18 protein-coding genes are annotated in these 18666 nt (G+C 67.3%); 9 read left to right on the top strand and 9 right to left on the bottom strand.

Annotated features, from left to right (window positions below; translation table 11 throughout):
* Positions 1-18: 18 nt before the first annotated feature.
* Positions 19-903: a transcriptional regulator GcvA gene (locus KDW55_RS08135; protein WP_040142383.1), complete on the bottom strand. Its 885-nt coding sequence runs from the start codon at positions 901-903 to the stop codon at positions 19-21.
* Between the two features lie 96 nt (positions 904-999).
* On the opposite strand from KDW55_RS08135, the gene KDW55_RS08130 reads away from it, so the two are divergent.
* Together KDW55_RS08130 and KDW55_RS08125 are read left to right on the top strand one after the other, a co-directional pair.
* Entirely contained in the window at positions 1000-1611 is a 612-nt protein-coding gene (locus KDW55_RS08130) for a chromate transporter (protein ID WP_209824720.1), read from the top strand.
* Entirely contained in the window at positions 1611-2138 is a 528-nt protein-coding gene (locus KDW55_RS08125; RefSeq protein ID WP_209821182.1) for a chromate transporter, read from the top strand. Before KDW55_RS08130 ends, KDW55_RS08125 begins: the two co-directional genes overlap by 1 nt.
* A 52-nt stretch (positions 2139-2190) precedes the next feature.
* On the opposite strand, the gene KDW55_RS08120 is transcribed toward KDW55_RS08125, so the two are convergent.
* Positions 2191-2532 carry a hypothetical protein gene (locus KDW55_RS08120; protein ID WP_212161775.1) on the bottom strand — a complete coding sequence of 114 codons (342 nt, stop codon included), beginning with the start codon at positions 2530-2532 and terminating at the stop codon, positions 2191-2193.
* 343 nt (positions 2533-2875) lie between these two features.
* On the opposite strand from KDW55_RS08120, the gene KDW55_RS08115 reads away from it, so the two are divergent.
* From KDW55_RS08115 to KDW55_RS08085, 7 genes are all read left to right on the top strand, one after another.
* Positions 2876-3805, top strand: coding sequence for a YoaK family protein (locus tag KDW55_RS08115; protein ID WP_212197914.1), 930 nt, complete (start codon positions 2876-2878; stop codon positions 3803-3805).
* Positions 3806-4082: 277 nt separating this feature from the next.
* Positions 4083-5204, top strand: a complete 1122-nt coding sequence (locus KDW55_RS08110; protein ID WP_040144820.1) for a porin — start codon at positions 4083-4085, stop codon at positions 5202-5204.
* 373 nt (positions 5205-5577) lie between these two features.
* Positions 5578-5802, top strand: coding sequence for a hypothetical protein (locus KDW55_RS08105; RefSeq protein ID WP_014895816.1), 225 nt, complete (start codon positions 5578-5580; stop codon positions 5800-5802).
* Positions 5803-6046: 244 nt separating this feature from the next.
* Positions 6047-7402: a glutathione-disulfide reductase gene (gor, locus tag KDW55_RS08100; RefSeq protein WP_040142374.1), complete on the top strand. Its 1356-nt coding sequence runs from the start codon at positions 6047-6049 to the stop codon at positions 7400-7402.
* A gap of 459 nt (positions 7403-7861) precedes the next feature.
* Positions 7862-8533, top strand: coding sequence for a CsgG/HfaB family protein (locus KDW55_RS08095; protein WP_197416306.1), 672 nt, complete (start codon positions 7862-7864; stop codon positions 8531-8533).
* Positions 8534-8631: 98 nt separating this feature from the next.
* Positions 8632-9057 (top strand): DUF4810 domain-containing protein, encoded by a 426-nt coding sequence (locus KDW55_RS08090; RefSeq protein WP_040142370.1) that lies wholly within the window; start codon positions 8632-8634, stop codon positions 9055-9057.
* Positions 9058-9067: 10 nt separating this feature from the next.
* Complete coding sequence (locus tag KDW55_RS08085) at positions 9068-9733, top strand: DUF799 domain-containing protein (protein ID WP_040142367.1); 666 nt, start codon at positions 9068-9070, stop codon at positions 9731-9733.
* 167 nt (positions 9734-9900) lie between these two features.
* On the opposite strand, the gene KDW55_RS08080 is transcribed toward KDW55_RS08085, so the two are convergent.
* From KDW55_RS08080 to KDW55_RS08050, 7 genes are all read right to left on the bottom strand, one after another.
* Positions 9901-11202, bottom strand: a complete 1302-nt coding sequence (locus tag KDW55_RS08080; protein WP_212161773.1) for an FAD-binding oxidoreductase — start codon at positions 11200-11202, stop codon at positions 9901-9903.
* Between the two features lie 25 nt (positions 11203-11227).
* The gene (locus tag KDW55_RS08075) at positions 11228-12532 is read right to left on the bottom strand and encodes an FAD-dependent oxidoreductase (RefSeq protein WP_212161772.1); all 1305 of its coding nucleotides are present in this window, start codon (positions 12530-12532) and stop codon (positions 11228-11230) included.
* A 112-nt stretch (positions 12533-12644) separates the two neighbouring features.
* Positions 12645-14219 carry a DUF3138 family protein gene (locus tag KDW55_RS08070; protein WP_212148392.1) on the bottom strand — a complete coding sequence of 525 codons (1575 nt, stop codon included), beginning with the start codon at positions 14217-14219 and terminating at the stop codon, positions 12645-12647.
* A 107-nt stretch (positions 14220-14326) separates the two neighbouring features.
* The gene (locus KDW55_RS08065) at positions 14327-15166 is read right to left on the bottom strand and encodes an ABC transporter permease subunit (protein ID WP_040142359.1); all 840 of its coding nucleotides are present in this window, start codon (positions 15164-15166) and stop codon (positions 14327-14329) included.
* Positions 15163-16149 (bottom strand): ABC transporter permease subunit, encoded by a 987-nt coding sequence (locus tag KDW55_RS08060; protein ID WP_040144819.1) that lies wholly within the window; start codon positions 16147-16149, stop codon positions 15163-15165. The genes KDW55_RS08065 and KDW55_RS08060 overlap by 4 nt, the downstream gene beginning before the upstream one ends.
* Positions 16150-16159: 10 nt before the next feature.
* Complete coding sequence (gene potA / locus KDW55_RS08055; RefSeq protein ID WP_040144818.1) at positions 16160-17314, bottom strand: polyamine ABC transporter ATP-binding protein; 1155 nt, start codon at positions 17312-17314, stop codon at positions 16160-16162.
* Positions 17315-17513: 199 nt separating this feature from the next.
* Complete coding sequence (locus KDW55_RS08050) at positions 17514-18629, bottom strand: polyamine ABC transporter substrate-binding protein (protein ID WP_040142357.1); 1116 nt, start codon at positions 18627-18629, stop codon at positions 17514-17516.
* Between the last annotated feature and the right edge of the window lie 37 nt (positions 18630-18666).

The raw sequence follows: 18666 nt of genomic DNA, 5'->3' as shown, positions 1-18666 counted from the left end.
TGCCGGCGGCGTCGCGCGTCACGTGTGCACGTTCGATTGCGCGGCGAGCCACGCACAGAACTGGGCGACGAGCGGATCGTCGGCGCGCGCGCCCGGCGCGATCCACCAGTAGCTGCGCGTCGCGATGCGCGGCCCATCGAGCGGCATCACGAGGCGGCCGCTCGCGAGCTCGTCGTCGATCAGCGGCAGCGGGCCGAGCGCGACGCCGAGCCCGTCGACGGCGGCTTGCAGTGCCAGGTAGAAGTGGTCGAACGACTGCCGCTTGCGGCCCTTCATCGCGACACCGGCCGCCGCGAACCAGTCGCGCCAGCCTTCGGGCCGCGTATCCGAATGCAGCAGCACATGCCGCGCGAGATCGTCCGCGCGGGCAATCGGCGCGCGCTTGAGCAGCGCGGGGCTGCACACCGGAATCACGCTTTCGTCGAGGAAGTGGCCGCTCGTGCAGTTCGGCCAGTGGCCGGGGCCGCGGCGGATTGCGACGTCGAAGCCGTCGAGCGTGTCGAGCGGCGCGTTCGACGTGGACAGCTTCAGCTCGACGTTCGGCACGTCGCGCTGGAACCGCGACAGCCGCGGCAGCAGCCATTTCATCGCGAAGGTCGGCAGCGCGTTGATGCGCAGCACGCGCGCGGCACCGGTGTGGCGCAACTGTTCGGTGGCAAGCGCGATGCTGTCGAACGCGGCGCGCACGGTGTCCAGATAGCGGCGGCCTTCGTCGGTGAGCTTCACGCGCTTGCCGTACCGGTGGAACACCGGCTTGCCGAGCCACGCCTCGAAGCCGGCGATCTGCCGGCTGATGGCACCATGAGTCACATGCAGCTCGTCGCCGGCGGCGCTGAAGCTTTCGTGTCGTGCCGCTGCTTCAAAGGCCCGAAGCGCGGAAAAAGGCGGGAGGTCGCGTGCCATGCTTGTGATTCTAGATCACAAGGCGACGCCGAGAAAATCGTTTTGCCGCAATCCGCAACGGCGGTAACCTCGGGGCATCGTTTGTTGAGGATCCCCATGCAATCCGTCTCTCCGCCGTCCGCCGCATCCGCACGCCGGATCGGCCTCGCCGAGCTGTTCACCGGCTTCCTGTCGCTCGGCCTGATGTCGTTCGGCGGCGCGCTGCCGTTCGCACGGCGCACGATCGTCGAGCAGCGCAAATGGCTCACCGCCGACGAATTCACCGATCTGCTCGGGTTGTGCCAGTTCCTGCCGGGCGGCAACGTGATCAACCTGTCGGTGGCGGTCGGCATGCGCTTTCGCGGCGTCGCCGGCGCGTTCGCCGGCATTCTCGGGCTGATCGCGGGCCCGACGCTCGTCGTCGTCGCTCTGGGCGTGCTGTACGCGAAGACGCAGGGCGATCCGCGCGTGCAGCACCTGTTCGGCGGCCTCGCCGCCGCGGCGGCGGGCCTGCTCGTCGCGATGGCGGTGAAGGTCGCGAAGCCGCTGCTGCGCGCGCCGCGCACGGCGGCCGCAATCGCCGTGTTCGCGTTCGTCGCGATCGCGGGGCTGCGAATCCCGCTGCTGACGACGATGCTCGTGCTGACGCCCGTCAGCATCTGGCTTGCATCGCGGCATCGCGACCCGCGGGCGCCGCAGCGCACCGGCGCGCGCGACGGAGGCCGCTGATGAACGATACGCTGATCGCAATCGCGACGATCTTCAGCCAGCTGTCGCTGCTCGCATTCGGCGGCGGCAACACGATTCTGCCGGAGATGCAGCGGCAGGTCGTCGACGTGCATCACTGGATGAGCGCGCACGAGTTCACCGCGCTGTTCGCGCTCGCGCAGGCAGCGCCGGGGCCGAACATGATGATCGTGTCGCTGGTCGGCTGGCATGTGGCGGGCTGGTCCGGGCTGCTCGTCGCGTCTGTCGCGAAGTTCGGGCCGTCGTCGATCGTCACCGTGCTTGCGTTGCATGCGTGGGAGCGCTTTCGCGACCGGCCGTGGCGCCGCTACGTGCAGCAGGGGCTGATGCCGATCACGGCGGGGCTCGTCGCTGCCAGCGCGGTACTGATCTCGGAAGCGTCGAACCGCACCGCGATCCAGTGGGGCATCACCGCCGCCTGCGCTGTGCTTGCGTGGTGCACGCGCATCCATCCGTTGTGGCTGCTCGCGGGCGGCGCGCTGATCGGGCTCACCGGCATCGGTCAGTGAGCGGCGGCCGGCGCGCGGCCCGGCGCGGACGCCGGCCGGACGCGCGCGAACGCTATGGCGACGCCGGCCGGTCGCCGTTCACGAGGCCGAGCAGCCGGCCGCGCTCACCGCCGACATCGTCGGTCGCGGCCGGCCAGTCCACGACGTAACCGGCCTCCAGCGCGTCGCGCATGATCGCGTCGTAATCGGCCTTGGCGAGCCGGCCGTCGCCGCGCAATGCGTCGGCGACCTCGTGCTTCAGTTTCGACGTCAACGACGGGTACGCTGCCACCAGTGCCGCATACTGGCGCGCGTCGATTTCGCCCGACTCACGCTCGAACGCCCACACAGCCACCAGCGCGATCGCGACCAGCGGGATCACGGTGTAGCGCAGGAAGAACTTCGCGAGTGTCATCGGATTCGGCTTCGTGTCGAAAGGGGGCCGCGGGGTTCGGCCAAGCGTGGCGCGGGCGGCTGGCGCGCCGGTTGGCGGGGGGCCGCCGCGCAACAGGGCCGCCGAAGTCGGCCGGTATACTCGTCGGGTTTCTCGGCGCCGTTATCCGCGACGGCGTTCAATGCTCGCGCCGTGCCACAAGGGGTGCGCGCCCGACGCCGAGCATTATATTGGCGCGTCGGGCAAGACGGCCGAGTCGGGCGCATCCGACGCGCTCGCGAGTCAGCGTCGGGCGCCGCAGGAACCGATGAATCTCGCGCCACCCGCCGCGTGCGGCCGGGCGGCGCGCCATACGGGAGGATCGATGAATCTCGACGGCGCCAGCCGCAATCTCACCGTCGCCGCGCTGCTCACGCTGTCGGGCGGCTATCTCGACGCATATACGTACGTTGGCCACGGCCACGTGTTCGCGAACACGATGACCGGCAACGTTGCGCTGCTCGGCATCAACCTGTCGGCCGGCGAATGGGCGGCCGCGCTGCATCACGTGCCGCCGCTCGGCGGCTTCGTGGTCGCGGTGTTCGTTGCGCACCTGCTCGGTCTCGCCGCGCAGCGCGGCTGGATGCGTCATACGGCCTTCGTGAGCCTCATCGTCGAGATCGCGTTTCTCGGCGTCGCCGCGAGCGGGCTCGTCGGCGCATCGAGCGCGTGGCTGATTCCCGGCATCTCGTTCGTCGCGACGCTGCAGACGCTGTCGTTCACCCATCTCGAGGAACTGTCGTACACGTCCGTGATGACGACCGGCAACCTGCGGCGCGCCGCGCAAAAGCTGTTCGTCGGGCTGATTCCGCGCTATGACGCGGGGGCGCTGCACGACTCGGCGTTGCTCGCGACGATCAGTTTCTGCTTTCTGGCCGGCGCGGTGGTCGGGGGCTTCGTCACGCGGCTCGTGCCCGATGTCGCGCTGTGGGGCGCGGTGCTGTTGCTCGTCGGCGCATTTGCGGAGATCGTGCGGCGCGCGAGGCGGCGCGCGGGCGATGGTGGCGGCAGCGCGATCGGCGCCGAAAGCGCCGGCAGCAGCGGCAGCAGCGGGAGCGACGGAAGCACCGGAAGCACCGGAAGCACTGGAAGCACTGGAAGCACTGGAAGCACTGGAAGCACTGGAAGCACTGGAAGCACTGGCAGCACTGGCAGCACTGGCAGCACTGGCAGCACTGGCAGCACTGGCAACACCGATGGCACCGGCAGCACCGACGGACACCGCGACGACCGGCCGCCGCGGCCGGCCGCCTGACGCGCGGCCAGCCGGTTTTCTTGCGACGCGCTTCGTCGCCACGCCGCGCGCGATCCTTACAGCCCCGCCCCGGCCTCGACCGCGCCACCGGCGCGCACCACGGGAAAACGTTGTTCCCGGACGACAAACGCGCGCCGCCGGGCTTTTCAATTTCTTTCAGGCTGCGCACTCGTCTTATGATTCAGCCCACATCGCGCGCGCCATGAGCGCGTCCGATCCCCACCCGGCTGCGCACGCGGCCGGCCATGAATGGAGACACCTACAAAAAGGAAAGCTCATGAAGCAGACCACCCGACTCGCAGCCATCGCAGGGGGCGCGGCGCTGGCCTTCGCCAGCCAGTACGCAGCCGCACAAAGCTCGGTCACGCTCTGGGGCGTCGCCGACGCCAGCATCCGTTATCTGACCAACGCCAACGCGAAGAACGACGGCCTGCTGTCGATGACCAACGGCGCGATCACGAACAGCCGCTTCGGCATCTACGGCACCGAAGATCTCGGCGGCGGCCTGAAGGCCGTGTTCAACCTCGAAAGCGGCGTGAACCTGCAGAACGGCGCGTTCGCCGACAGCGGCCGCCTGTTCAACCGCGCAGCGTACGTCGGCCTGCAGAGCCCGTACGGCACGGTCACGCTCGGCCGTCAGAAGACGCCGCTGTTCGACCTGCTCGCCGACACCTACGATCCGCTGACGGTCGGCAACTACCTCGAAAACGCGTGGCTGCCGGTCGCACTGGGCGGCGGCCTGTATGCGGACAACCAGATCAAGTACACGGGCAAGTTCGCGGGCCTGACCGCGAAGGCGATGTACTCGACGGGTACGAACTACGAATCGACCGGCGCGGGCGGGTTCTCGGGCCAGATTCCGGGCTCGCTCGGCAAGGGCAATGCATGGGGCGTGTCGCTGTCGTACGTGATGGGCCCGCTCAGCATCGCGGCCGGCGCGCAGCAGAACAGCGACAACTCCGCACGCAAGCAGACGATCTACCACGCGAACGTCGTGTACGCGTTCAGCAAGGCGAAGGTCTATGCGGGCTACCTGCGCTCGAAGGACGACACCGGTTTCGTCGACAGCCTGCTCGCGCAGCAGTCGATTCCGGTCGCGAAGGGCACGGGCCGCATCGACGACGGTCCGTTCGCGGGCGTGAGCTGGCAGGTCAGCACGCCGCTGACGCTGACGGGCGCGTTCTACTACGACCACATGCGCAATGCGATGACCACGAACGGCACGCTCGCGAGCGGCAACCGCTACGCGATCGTCGGGATCGCCGAATACGCACTGAGCAAGCGTACGGAAATCTACGGCACCGTCGACTTCAACAAGACGAACGGCGCGGCGAACGTCGAACTGCCGGGCCGCAGCAACCAGACCGGCATCGCGATCGGCTTGCGCAATATCTTCTGACGAAAGTCGGAACGTACGCGCCGGCTGCGGCTCGGCGCGCATCGAAGAGGCTCTCGCGGGAGCCTCTTTTTTTTCGTCACGCGACGTTCATGCGCGCGCACGACTATTCAGCGATCGCTCCATCGGGACCGGCCGCGGCGTAAGCGTTCCGTCGGGATTCCAGAACATACTTTGACAGTACGCGCGAAGCGTTTCGGCTACGCTGCGTGCAGGGTTCGCCGCGTGCGGCAGCGCACCTGCGCGCGACGCTCCGCCGTACGTTTCACGTGCGGCCGGACTCGCGCGTAACTTGTGTATCCGGTGATGACAAACGCGGTTCACCGGTTTTTTTCGTGGGACGATGCGCTCACGATTTTCTTGAAAGGGGATGACGATGGGTATCCTGAACACCGTGGGTGAAATCGCTGGCGCCGTGGCCGCAGTCGAGGCAGCGGAGAAGGTCGATCCGGATGCGGGCTTGCTGACGAAGGCGGCGGCAGCCGTCGCCGGCTTCAAGGGCGCGGAGGCGATCGAAGGCATGCTCGAGAAGAAGGAAGAGCAGCCGCAGCAGGCAGACGACACGCAGGCGACGGACGGCAGCGACACGTCGCAGGCTTGAGCATGGCGGCTGGTTCCGCCGCAGGCGCGCCGTTCGCGCGCCCGGGCGGACCGGTGCCGCGCGGCCGGCAGGCCGGGCATGTGGTCGATCGGTGACGCATGGCACACCCGCCAGCCGGTTTGACCGGCGAGAGGCCACGTCTCTCGCCGTTTTTTATCGCGCACGCGTGACGCGGCGCGACATTCCGCACGAATTCCCGAATCTTGTTATCGTGCCGTCATCCGAACTGCGATGAGGGCTTGCGATGGATTTCGACTACGACCTGTTCGTCATCGGGGCCGGCTCCGGCGGCGTGAGGCTCGCCCGGATGTCGGCGTCATACGGCGCGCGCGTCGGCATAGCGGAAGAGGAACAGATCGGCGGTACCTGCGTACTGCGCGGCTGCATCCCGAAGAAGCTGCTCGTCTACGCATCGCACTACCCGCACGAGATCGACGACGCGAAGGGCTTCGGCTGGACCTTCGGCGCCGGCTCGCTCGACTGGCCCGCGCTGATCGCCGCGAAGGATCGCGAGATCAACCGGCTCAGCGGCATCTACATCAACCTGCTGCGGCAATCCGGCGTCGACATGCACGCCGGGCGGGCGACGCTCGTGGACGCGCATACGGTCGCAGTCGGCGAACGCACGATCCGCGCGCGCCACATCGCGATCGCCACCGGCTCGCGACCGGTGCTGCCGCCGCGGCCCGGCATCGAGCACGCGATCACGTCGCGCGAGGCGCTGTCGCTCGCGCAGCTGCCCGCGCGCATCGCGGTGGTCGGCGGCGGCTATATCGCGGTCGAGTTCGCGGGCATCTTCAACGGCTTCGGCAGCCACGTCGATCTGTTCTATCGCGGCGACAAAATCCTGCGCGGCTTCGACGACGACGTGCGGCAATTCCTGACCGACGAGATGACGAAGCAGGGTGTCGCGATCCACGCGCACGCGGTAGTCGAATCGATCGCGCGCGCGGACGACGGCACGCTGACCGTGCGCGTCGGCGACGCAACGCACGGCCCGTACGACGCCGTGCTCTACGCGACGGGCCGCGTGCCGAACGTCGACGGAATCGGGCTCGAACGCGCGGGCGTGCTGCTCGACGCGCGCGGCGCGATCGCGGTCGATGCGTATTCGGCGACGTCGGTGCCGTCGATTCATGCGATCGGCGACGTGACGTCGCGGCCGCAGCTCACGCCCGTCGCGACGCGCGACGGCGCACTGCTCGCACGCACGCTGTTCGGCGGGTCGCGCGTCGCGACCGATCACGCGTACGTGCCGTCGGCCGTGTTCAGCCAGCCCGAGGTCGCGACGGTCGGGCTCACCGAGGCCGACGCGCGCCGGCTGCACGACGCCGTCGACATCTACCGCACATCGTTCAAGGCGCTGCGTCACACGCTGTCGGGGCGCGACGAACGCACGCTGATGAAGCTCGTCGTCGAGCGCGACAGCCAGCGGGTGATCGGCGCGCACATGGTGGGCCGTGACGCGGGCGAGATCATCCAGGGGATCGCGATCGCGATCCGTGCGGGCGCGACGAAAGCGCAGTTCGACGACACGATCGGCATTCACCCGACGGCCGCCGAGGAGTTCGTGACGATGCGGCAGAAGGTGGGCGACTAGCGGGAGTCGGCGCGCCGGCTCGCGGGCCGGCGCGGCGTTGTGCGGACGTCGTCGTCGCACGCGACATAGCACGGGATCGGCAGCGCTGCGTAAAAGCTCGTCAATTCTTATCAGGAAATGCCCGTCTCGATAATCAGTCTTGGTATGATCGGCCAAAATCATATACGGGGCCGATCATGCGCGATCAACAGCGCAGCAAGCACAATCACGGGGTAACCGGCGCACGCGGCATTGTCCGGCGATGCGCCGCGCATCTTCACCTGGCCGCAACACGCCTGTTGCGCGCTCTTTCCTGTCGCATGCCGTCACCTCCATCGCCGTCCGGGCGATGAAGTCGCGCGCGCCGGTGTCGGCCCCGGCCGTTTCGATCACCGCAACAACCGCCGGTTCGTCAGCGAGCCTGTGCACCGGCGTGCCCGTCTCGGGCCATCTTTTCACGCAAGGAGACCAGCAGTGAACATTCAGACTCGACGCACCGTTCTCGTGGCGGCGGCGCTCGTCGCGGCGCTGTCGGGCTGCGCGACCGAATCGTCGCGCACGCTCGACGTGCCGGTCGTGAGCAGCGCGCAGAAGCCGTACGCGGGCAAGCCCGTCGCGATCGCGGTCGGCAAGTTCGACAACCGCTCGAGCTACATGCGCGGCATCTTCTCCGACGGCATCGACCGCCTCGGCGGCCAGGCGAAGACGATTCTCGTCACGCGCCTGCAGCAGAGCCGCCGCTTCAACGTGCTCGATCGCGAGAACCTCGAGGAGATCAAGCAGGAAGCCGGGTTCATGAAGAAGGCGCAGGCCGTGAAGGGCGCGAACTACGTGGTGACCGGCGACGTGACCGAGTTCGGCCGCAAGGATGTCGGCGATCACCAGCTGTTCGGGATTCTCGGCCGCGGCAAGACGCAGGTCGCATACGCGAAGGTCAACCTGAACATCGTCGACACGACGACGTCGGAAGTGATTGCGTCGAGCCAGGGCGCGGGCGAATTCAGCTTGTCGAACCGCGAGGTGATCGGCTTCGGCGGCACGGCCGGCTACGACTCGACGCTCAACGGCAAGGTGCTGGATCTTGCGATCCAGGAAGCCGTGAACCACCTCGTCGACCAGGTCGACGCCGGCGCACTGAAGGCGTCGAAGTAAGCGTCGCGGCGACCATCGCCGCATAGGCCGCAGCGCGCGCCGGGACCGGCGCCGCGCTGGACCGATTCACCACGACATCAATCAAAAGAGAACAGACCATGAAACGGGGTAACTGGCTGCCGGCAACGGCCGCCGCCTTGCTGCTCGCCGGCTGCGCGAGCTCCACGCCGCCGCTTTATCAGTGGACCGGCTATCAGCCGCAGGTGTACGAATACTTCAAGGGGCAAAAATCGCCTCAGGAGCAGATCGACGCGCTCGAAAAGGCGCTGCAGGAAATCCGTGCGAAGGGCCACAAGCCGCCGCCGGGCTTCCACGCGCATCTGGGCATGTTGTACGCGAGCGTCGGCAGCGAGCAGCAGGCCGAACAGGAACTGCAGGCCGAGAAGCAGCTGTTCCCGGAATCGTCGACTTACATGGATTTCCTGCTGAAGAAAAAGACCGGCGCGCCGAAAACCGCGGACCAGAAGGCCACGCAAGCGATCGCCGGCCAGAAGGATCCTGCTCCGACCACCGCCAAACAGTAACGCGCCCGCCATGTTCAAGACACTCTCATTCAAGCTGCTGTCCGTGCTGTCGATCGTCGCGCTGCTGAGCGCATGCGCGCAGCCGGTGAAACGACCCGACTACACGGCGTTCAAGAAGAGCCAGCCGCGCTCGATTCTCGTGCTGCCGCCGCTCAACGAGACGTCCGACGTCGCGGCAACCTACGGGATGCTGTCGCAGATGACGCTGCCGCTCGCCGAATCGGGCTACTACGTGGTGCCGGTCGCCGTGATGGACGAAACGTTCAAGCAGAACGGCCTGACCAATGCGGCCGAGATCCAGCAGACGCCGCCCGCGAAGCTGCGCGAAATCTTCGGTGCGGACGCCGCGCTGTATTCGAAGGTGTCGCAGTACGGCACCGTCTACCGGGTTCTGGCGAGCGCGACGGTCGTGTCGGCTTCGGCGAAGCTCGTCGACCTGCGTACCGGCGACGTGCTGTGGCAGGGGCGCGCGAGCGCGAGCAGCGACGAGGGCGGCAACAACGGCGGCGGCAGCCTGATCGGCATGCTCGTGGTGGCCGCGGTCAAGCAGATCGCGAACACGCTGATGGATCAGAGTCACGACGTTGCCGCGTTCACCAGCACGCGACTGCTGTCGGCCGGCCCGCCGAACGGGCTGCTGTACGGCCCGCATTCGCCGAAGTACGGGACGGACTGAGCGGGGCCGGGCGTGCGGGCGCTTCATGTGTGCGTCGCGCCCGCGTCTTGCGATCCGATCGAACGGCTGCGCCGCGTGCGCAGCCGTTTTTCGTTTGCGCGGCGGCGCGCGGCGCGCGTGGGCCGCAACCACCGACACATCGCCACGCAGTGCCGCTCAATGCGCGTTCAATGCACGCCGAACGCATCGAGCAGCCGGTACCAGCTCATCGCAAGCACGAGTGCCGGCGTGCGCAGCGCCGCGCCGCCGGGGAAGTCGCGATGCCGAATCTTGCCGAACAGGTCGAAGCGGCTCGCCTGGCCGTCGATTGCTTCCGCGATCAGCTTGCCCGCAAGCGCGGTCGTATTCACGCCGTGCCCCGAGAAGCCCTGCGCGAAATACATCGTCGGCGCGACGCGCCCGAAGTGCGGCGCGCGATTCATCGTGATGTCGACGAAACCGCCCCACGCGTAGTCGACCTTCACGTCCGCGAGCTGCGGGAATGTCTTGAGCATGTCCGCGCGCATCGCCGCCGCGAGGTCGCGCGGCGGCCGCGTCGAATAGCTGACCTTGCCGCCCCATATGAGCCGCGTGTCGGGCGCCGGCCGGAAATAGTCGAGCACGAAGCGGCTGTCGCACACCGCCGCGTGCGCGGGCATCAGCGCGGCGGCGCGCGCTTCGCCGAGCGGCTCCGTCGCGATCACGTACGTGCCGACCGGCATGATCTTCTTCGACAAGGCGGGTGCCAGCGTGCCGACATAGGTGTTGCAGGCGAGCACGACGAAGCGCGCACGCACGTGGCCGTTCGCGGTTTCGACGACGTGGCCGCCCGCGACGTCGCGCACGCGCGTCACGCAGCTGTCCTCGTGGATCCGCACGCCCGCGCCGGTCGCCGCGCGCGCGAGCCCGAGCGTGTAGTTCAGCGGATGCAGGTGGCCGCTGTCGGGATCGTAGAGGCCGCCGCGATAGCGCTCCGACTGTACGTAGTCGCCGAGTTCGTCCGCTTCGACGAAATGAAAGCGGTCGTGGCCGAAGCGCTTCGCGGCATCGTCGCGCCAGCGCTTCAGCGCATCTGCGTCGCGCTCGGTGTTGGCGGCCGTGAGATAGCCGGGCACGAGCGCGCAGTCGATCGAATGCCGTTCGATGCGCGACTTCACGAGCGACAGCGTTTCGAGTCCCATGTCCCAGATCCGCTTCACGTCGCCTTCCGGCATGAAGTGCGCGAACGTGTCGATGTCGCACGCGAAGCCGCCGATCAGCTGCCCGCCGTTGCGCCCGCTCGCCGCCCATCCGACCCGTGACGCCTCCAGCACGGTCACCGAATGGCCGCGTTCGGCAAGGTTGAGCGCGGCGGACAAGCCGGTCAGGCCTGCGCCGATCACGCACACGTCGGCGTCGGCCGCGCCGGCGAGCGGTGCATGGCGGGTCGTATCGTTGATGGTCGCCGCGTAGTACGACGCGGCGTGCGGCTGGTTGGCGAATGTCTGCATGGTCGAATGAGTGGATAACGAAGGCTCAGAACAGCTCGCGCACGCGGTGGTACAGCATCCCGAGCTCGAGTGCGGGCTGCCGCCACGCGTCGCCGCCCGGAAAGCGCCGGTGACGCAGTTGCGCGAACAGGTCGAACGCGCGCGAGTCGCCCGCGATCGCGCCGGCGATCGCGCGCCCGGCGATGCTGGTGAGCGCGACGCCGTGTCCGCTGAAGCCCTGCACGTAGAAGAAGTTCGGATCGAGCGCGCCGAAGTCCGGCGCGCGGTTGCGCGTGACGTCGACGAAGCCGCCCCACGCGTGATCGACGCGTACGTCGGCGAGCTGCGGGAACACGCCGACCATGCGCTGGCGGATCGCTTCGGCGAGCGCGTCGGGCGATGCGCCGGCGGAGTTCGCGCGGCCGCCGAACAACATCCGGTCGTCGGCAGACAGCCGGAAGTAGTCGAGGAAGAAGTTGTTGTCGCACACGGCTTCGCGCTGCGCGATCAGCGCGGCCGCGCGCGCGCGGCCGAGCGCCTCGGTCGCGATGATGTACGACGCGATCGGCGCGATGCGCGCGGCGGTCGCCGCCGGCAGGATGCCGCCGGGGCCCGCGTTGCAGCACGACACGACGAAGCGGCAGCGCACTTCGCCCGACGGCGTGCGCACGACAGGCCGAGCGCCGCGCACGACGTCGAGCGCGGGTGTGTGTGCGTACAGCGCGACGCCTTCGCGGCGCGCGGCATCGGCCAGGCCGAGGCAATACTTGAGCGGATGCAGGTGGCCGGACAGCGGATCGTAGACGCCGGCGAGATAGCGGGACGACGCGACGCGCGCACGGATGTCGCCGGTATCGAGCCACGACAGCGACGGATGGCCCCAGCGCTCGCTCGCGGCGTCCATCCATGCGCGCAGGTCGTCGACGCGGCGCGGCTTCGTCGCGACCGTCAGATAGCCGCGCGTGAAATCGCAGTCGATCCCGTAGCGTGCGATTCGCTCGGCGATCAGCGCGACGCCGTCGAGCGACAGCGACCACGCGGCGCGCGCGCCGGCGGCGCCGAGCTGCTTTTCGATGATTTCGTCTTTCGCGAAGCCGGCGATCGCCTGGCCGCCGTTGCGGCCCGACGCGCCCCAGCCGGGCCGGTGCGCATCGATCACGGCGACCGACAGCCCGCGCGCGCGACAATCGAGTGCGGTCGACAAGCCCGCGAAGCCCGCGCCGATCACGCACACGTCGACGTCGATCGCGTCGTCGAGCACGGCGTCGTCGACCATCGAGCGCGTCGCGGTTGCTTCGTAGTACGAGTCGCGCGCGAGTGCGTCGGCGCGGCGGGTGAAAGACTGCGTCATGAAACCTGCTCCATCGAAAACGGCCGGCGGCGGTGCGCGACGCACCACGCGCCGGCCGGCTGAAACGGCGCGGTGCGCCGTGCTTGCGACACGGCGCCGCGCGCGGCCTGCGTCAGAACGAATAGATGAACTGCGTCGCGAGCAGGTCGTTGGACTTGCCGTACGACCCGTCGTTGCGCAGGAACACCTTGTTGTTCGCCCAGTCGTGCCGGTATTCGACCTTCACCGTGATCTGCTGGGTCGGATAGAACAGCAGGTCGAGCGCGACGTCCTGGCGGATCGCGCCCTTGCAGTCGAAGCCGAGGCCGCCGTTCGCCTTCGACGTCGCGAGACAGTCCGCGTCGACACCGAAGCCGTTGAACGGATCCATCCCGTTGCCGTTCAGCGCGATGCCGCCGCCGCCGCCGCCGTTCTTGCTGTTCACGAGCGCATCGTAGCGCAGCGTCACGCCCATGCGGCCGACCACCGGCGCGTTGAACTTGCGATGCGCGAGCAGCGACAGCCCGTACCACTGCGCGAGCCCGCCGTTGTATGCCGCGTGCTGCTGCTGGCCGTAATCGAGTTCGGCGTTGTACTGGATGTCGGCGAGCGTGTACGTCGCGTCGACTTCGCCGAAGAAGAACGTGCCATAGCCGCTCGGCGCGGCGCCGCCCGGGCCGTAATGGACGACGCCCTGATCGTCGATCGCGCTCCCGAGCGTCTGCCGGCCGATGTTGATCGAGCCGCCGATGTCGAGCGCGCTCGACCACGTGTAGTCCGCGCGCGCGGTGAAGGTCGGCACCTTGTTGCTGGTCGTGATCGGGTCGCCGAGCGCATTGGTGCCCGTCTGCGTGACCGAGCCGTACGTGCGGTACTGTTCGTTGCCGACGAAGAACTTCCACGCCCAGTTGCCCTTCGTGTAGTTCGCACCGGCGCCGACGTAGCTGCCCGGATCGGAGAAGTCGTACAGCAGGTTGTGCGTGAGCGTGAGCATCTGGTTCGACTGCTGCACTTCGTAGCCGCCGAAGCTCGGAATCAGGCCGGCCACGAGCGTGGTCGTCGCGCTGATCGGCACGTTGACGACCGCGGTATTCAGCAGGTTGTCGGTGATCGAGCCGCGCGAGTTCTGCAGCAGCGTGATGCCGTTGCCGCGGTTCGGCATCAGCGTGATCTCGGCCGACGGCGCCATCGGGCCGACGCCGAAGGTCTTCTTGATGTCGAGGTACAGGTCGCCGAACGTGCTGTTGAAATAGTTGTACGCGTTCTCGTGGTTCGCGAACAGGAACGACGACGTGCCGGCCGCGCGGTTGTAGATGTAGGTCGGATCGATGTAGCCGGTGACCGACAGGCCCGCAAGCGGCCCGGTGTTGGCCGCGTCCGTCAGCGAGTCGACCTTCAGCTGCTGGTTCGCGATCTGCTGTTTCATTTCGCTGACTTCGTCGTTTGTCAGCGTCGCCTGTGCGCGGCCGTAGTCCGGCGACGACGGATCGGCGGCCACGATGGCCGGCCGGGCCGCGCTGCCCGCGCCCGCTTGGGCGACTGCGGCGCCGCCCGGTTGCGCGGCGAGCTGCGCCTGCATGGCCTTCATCTGCTTCTGCAGCGCTGCAACCTGCGCCTGCAGCGCCTTGATTTCGGCGGATGTCGAGCTGGCCAGCGCGATGCCCGGCAACGCGCCGGCCACCAGCAGGCAGATCAGTTTCTTCTTCATTGCGGATTCTCCTAGTCGTGCGGCTGTCAAAGTGCGTTTCCGTGGGCGCGCCGCATCGCGCGGCGCGCCGGTCTCGTTATCGATCGATCGGGAGCGGGCGCGTCGTGTCAGGCCGCTGCGAAGGCCGCCTTCATGTCGGCCACGCGGCGCCGCTCGCGCGCGATCATCATCTGGTTCACGACGATCACGCCGATCGTCACCGCGGTGATGAACAGCGTCGCCAGTGCGTTCATTTCCGGGTTCAGGCCGAGCCGCACGCGCGAGAACACCACGAGCGGCAACGTCGTCGAACCGGGCCCCGACAGGAACGCCGACAGCACGAGATCGTCGATCGACAGCGTGAACGACAGCAGCCAGCCGGACAGCAGCGCCTGCGAGATCAGCGGCAGCGTCACCACGAAGAACACCTTCAGCGGCGTCGCGCCGAGATCGAGCGCGGCCTCCTCGAGCGACTTGTTCATCTCCTTCACGCGCGACTGCACGATGATCGCCACGTACGACACGCAGAGCATCACGTGACCGATCCAGATCGTCACCATCCCGCGGCCCTTCGGCCAGCCGAACATCTGCTCGAGCGCGACGAACAGCAGCAGCAGCGAAATCCCCTGGATCACTTCCGGAATCACGAGCGGCGCGTTGATCATTCCGGTGTACAGCGTGAAGCCCTTGAAGCGGCCGAAGCGCGCGAGCACGAAGCCCGCCCACGTGCCGATCGCGACCGACGCGGTCGCCGTCAGCAGGCCGATCTTCAGCGACAGCCACGCGGCGGTCAGCAACTCGTCGTCGTCCAGCAGCGCCGCATACCACTTCAGCGAGAAGCCGGACCACACCGTGACCAGCTTCGATTCGTTGAACGAGTACACGACTAGGCTGATGATCGGGATGTACAGGAACAGGAAGCCGAAGGCGAGGACGCCCGTCGACAGCGGTTTGCTCGGCTTGATCATTTCGCTTCCTCCAGTTCCTTGACCTGGTAGTACTGGAACAGCGCCATCGGCACCAGCAACAGCAGCACCATCGCGACCGTCACCGCGGACGCCATCGGCCAGTCCATGTTGTTGAAGAACTCGTCCCACATCACGCGGCCGATCATCAGCGTGTCGGCGCCGCCGAGCAGCTCCGGAATCACGTACTCGCCGACCGCCGGAATGAACACCAGCAGGCTGCCGGCGATGATCCCGTTCTTCGACAGCGGCAGCGTGATGCGCGTGAACGCGACCCACGGCTTCGCGCCGAGGTCGTACGCGGCCTCGAGCAGCGTGAGGTCCATCTTCACGAGGTGCGCGTACAGCGGCATCACCATGAACGGCAGGTACGAATAGACCATCCCGATATAGACGCCCGCGTCGCTGTGATAGAGCCGCAGCGGCGTGTGGATGATGCCGAGCGCGATCAGCGCATGGTTCAGGAGGCCGTCGTCCTTCAGGATCCCGATCCACGCGTACACGCGGATCAGGAACGACGTCCAGAACGGCAGCATCACGGCCATCATCAGCACGTTGCGCCGGCCCGGCTCCGAGCGCGCGATGTAGTACGCCATCGGATAGCCGATCAGCAGGCACAGCAGCGTCGACACGGCGGCCATCTTCAGCGAGCTGAGGTAGGTCGCGATGTACAGGTCGTCCCGCAGCAGGAACGCGTAGTGAGACAGCTGCAGCGCGAAGTGCACGACGCCGTCCTTGATCTCGACGAGCGACGTGTACGGCGGGATCCCCATCACCTGGTCGGCGAAGCTGATCTTGAACACCAGCACGAACGGCAGCGCGAAGAAGATCGTGAGCCACAGGAACGGCACGCCGATCGCGACGCTGCGGCCCGACGGAAGGAAGCGCGACAGCGCGGCGAAGCGGCTGCGGCGCGGTGCAGGGCGCGTCGCGACGGCGGCGCCGTTCGAAACCGGCGCGGGCGGTGTGGAAGCGGAAGTTCTGATCATGGCGTCCTCACTGCGTCAGCACGACGCCGCTTGCCGGCGACCACGACACGAACACGTCGTCGTTCCACGACGGCGCACCATCGTGCATCAGGTGCGAGCTCGGCAGGTTCGACACGACGGTCTTGCCGCTCGGCAGGCGCACGTGATACAGCGAGTAGCTGCCCATGTACGCGATGTCGGTCACGACGCCGCGCGCCCAGTTGTGATGGGAGCCCGGCTTGTCGCGCGACACGTGCACGCGTTCGGGACGCACCGAGATGCCGACCGGCATCCCGAGCGGGCCGGTCACGCCGTGGCTCACGTACATGCGCGCTTCGAGATCGTCGCTCTCGACGAAGATGTGATCCGGTTCGTCCTCGACGACGCGGCCTTCGAACAGGTTCGTCGAGCCGATGAACTCCGCCGAGAAGCGGCTGTTCGGGTATTCGTACACTTCACCGGGGGTGCCGATCTGAACGATCTTGCCCTCGCTCATCACCGCGAGGCGGCTCGCCATCGTCATCGCTTCTTCCTGGTCGTGCGTGACCATCACGCAGGTCACGTCGACCTTCTCGATGATGTTCACCAGTTCGAGCTGGGTCTTCTGGCGAATCTTCTTGTCGAGCGCGGACATCGGCTCGTCGAGCAGCAGGAGCTTCGGGCGCTTCACGAGCGAACGCGCGAGCGCGACACGTTGCTGCTGGCCGCCGGACAATTGATGCGGCTTGCGCTTCGCGTACTTGCTCATCTGCACGAGCGCGAGCGCATCGGCCACGCGCTCCTTGATCTCGTTTTTCGGCGTCCCCTCCTGCTTCAGCCCGAACGCGACGTTCGATTCGACCGACATGTGCGGAAACAGCGCATACGACTGGAACATCATGTTCACCGGACGGCGGTACGGCGGCAGCGACGCGAGGTCTTCGCCGTCGACGAAGATCCTGCCGGACGTGGCCGTCTCCAGCCCGGCGAGCATGCGCAAGAGCGTCGACTTGCCGCAGCCCGAGCTGCCGAGCAGCGCGAACAGTTCGTTCTTCGCGATCGTCAGATTCACGTTGTCGACGGCCGTGCTGTCGCCGAACTTCTTCACGACGTTTTCGATGCGCACGAACGCGTCGTTCTTCGAGCGGGCCACGGCGGCCGGTTGGGTCTGGCGTGCGGCAGCGGAAGAGGGTATCGATTGCATGGATTGCATGGGATTCACCATTCGTTCTTCACGGATTGCGGGCGTGAGCGTCCCCGCACGAGGCGCGCAACGCGACTCGCGGGCAACGGCTCATGCCGGATGGAACAGGGCGTGCGTGCGGACGGATGTCCGCCGATCGCGGTGGCGCGGGCGTCAGCCGAGGTTCAGCCGGTGCGTGCGCCGCCGCGTGGTTTCTTGATCAGTGGCCCGTCTTCAGCTGTGCCCACAGACGGTTCTCGAGGCGCAGGATGTCGGCCGGCATCGGCTTCATCAGCACCATCTTCTTCAGCACGTCCTCGGGCGGGTAGACGGTCGGATCCTGCGCGACGGCCGGCGTGACGAACTGGTGGGCGGCCTTGTTCGCGGTCGGGTAGAACACCGTGTTGGTGATCGCCGCGTTGACTTTCGCGTCCGACACGTAGTTGATCCATTTCAGTGCGGCCTCGGGGTGCGGCGCATCCTTCGGGATCACCATCACGTCGAACCACAGCAGGCCGCCTTCCTTCGGGTTCGAGAACTTGATGTCGTACGAACGCTTCGCTTCGGCCGAGCGGCGGTGCGCGATGCCGACGTCGCCGGACCAGCCGAGCGCGACGCACACGTCGTTGTTCGCGAGATCGTTGATGTAGCCGGACGAATTGAACTGCGTGATGTACGGGCGGACTTTCTTCAGCACTTCGAATGCGGCCTGGTAGTCGCCGGGGTTCTTGCTGTTCGGATCCCTGCCCATGTACTGCAGCGTGGCCGCGAACACGTCGACCGCCTGATCGAGGAACGACACGCCGCAGCTCTTGAGCTTTTCCATGTTGGCCGGGTCGAACACGAGCGCCCAGCTGTCCACCGGCGCCTTGTCGCCGAGCGCCTTCTTCACGGCCTGCACGTTGTAGCCGATGCCGTCGGTGCCGTATGCCCAGGGCACGCCGTACTGGTTGCCCGGGTCGGCATCCGCGATCATCTTCATCAGCAGCGGGTCGAGGTTCGCGAGGTTCGGGATCTTCGACTTGTCGAGCTTCTGGTACACGCCGGCCTGGATTTGCTTGGCCATGTAGTTCGACGTCGGCACGACGATGTCGTAGCCCGAGCTGCCCGCCAGCAGCTTCGCCTGCAGCGTGTCGTCGCTGTCGTAGTTGTCGTACTTGACGTGGATGCCCGTCTGTTTCTGGAAGTTCGGGATCGTGTCCGGCGCGATGTAATCGGACCAGTTGTAGACGTTCAGTTCGTCGGCGTGCGCCGACGGGCTGGCGACCGACGTGAACGCGGCTGCGGCGGCAAGGGCCGCGACGGAGCAGGCTTGGCGAAGAAAGCAGGCACGCATGGTGGAATTCCCCTGGGTTATGGTGGCGTGCGGCGCC

This window comes from Burkholderia sp. AU19243 (assembly GCF_018148075.1).
GTDB lineage: Bacteria > Pseudomonadota > Gammaproteobacteria > Burkholderiales > Burkholderiaceae > Burkholderia > Burkholderia latens_A.
This window is presented reverse-complemented; position numbering and strand designations above follow the sequence as displayed.

What these genes read in the sequence shown, in the direction of transcription:
- KDW55_RS08085 (WP_040142367.1), top strand. Translation starts at nt 9,068, where the DNA reads ATGTTCAAGACACTCTCATTCAAGCTGCTGTCCGTGCTGTCGATCGTC.
- KDW55_RS08135 (WP_040142383.1), bottom strand. Translation starts at nt 903, where the DNA reads ATGGCACGCGACCTCCCGCCTTTTTCCGCGCTTCGGGCCTTTGAAGCA.
- KDW55_RS08065 (WP_040142359.1), bottom strand. Translation starts at nt 15,166, where the DNA reads ATGATCAAGCCGAGCAAACCGCTGTCGACGGGCGTCCTCGCCTTCGGC.
- KDW55_RS08130 (WP_209824720.1), top strand. Translation starts at nt 1,000, where the DNA reads ATGCAATCCGTCTCTCCGCCGTCCGCCGCATCCGCACGCCGGATCGGC.
- gor (WP_040142374.1), top strand. Translation starts at nt 6,047, where the DNA reads ATGGATTTCGACTACGACCTGTTCGTCATCGGGGCCGGCTCCGGCGGC.
- KDW55_RS08070 (WP_212148392.1), bottom strand. Translation starts at nt 14,219, where the DNA reads ATGAAGAAGAAACTGATCTGCCTGCTGGTGGCCGGCGCGTTGCCGGGC.
- KDW55_RS08110 (WP_040144820.1), top strand. Translation starts at nt 4,083, where the DNA reads ATGAAGCAGACCACCCGACTCGCAGCCATCGCAGGGGGCGCGGCGCTG.
- KDW55_RS08125 (WP_209821182.1), top strand. Translation starts at nt 1,611, where the DNA reads ATGAACGATACGCTGATCGCAATCGCGACGATCTTCAGCCAGCTGTCG.
- KDW55_RS08115 (WP_212197914.1), top strand. Translation starts at nt 2,876, where the DNA reads ATGAATCTCGACGGCGCCAGCCGCAATCTCACCGTCGCCGCGCTGCTC.
- potA (WP_040144818.1), bottom strand. Translation starts at nt 17,314, where the DNA reads ATGCAATCGATACCCTCTTCCGCTGCCGCACGCCAGACCCAACCGGCC.
- KDW55_RS08075 (WP_212161772.1), bottom strand. Translation starts at nt 12,532, where the DNA reads ATGACGCAGTCTTTCACCCGCCGCGCCGACGCACTCGCGCGCGACTCG.
- KDW55_RS08105 (WP_014895816.1), top strand. Translation starts at nt 5,578, where the DNA reads ATGGGTATCCTGAACACCGTGGGTGAAATCGCTGGCGCCGTGGCCGCA.
- KDW55_RS08120 (WP_212161775.1), bottom strand. Translation starts at nt 2,532, where the DNA reads ATGACACTCGCGAAGTTCTTCCTGCGCTACACCGTGATCCCGCTGGTC.
- KDW55_RS08050 (WP_040142357.1), bottom strand. Translation starts at nt 18,629, where the DNA reads ATGCGTGCCTGCTTTCTTCGCCAAGCCTGCTCCGTCGCGGCCCTTGCC.
- KDW55_RS08080 (WP_212161773.1), bottom strand. Translation starts at nt 11,202, where the DNA reads ATGCAGACATTCGCCAACCAGCCGCACGCCGCGTCGTACTACGCGGCG.
- KDW55_RS08090 (WP_040142370.1), top strand. Translation starts at nt 8,632, where the DNA reads ATGAAACGGGGTAACTGGCTGCCGGCAACGGCCGCCGCCTTGCTGCTC.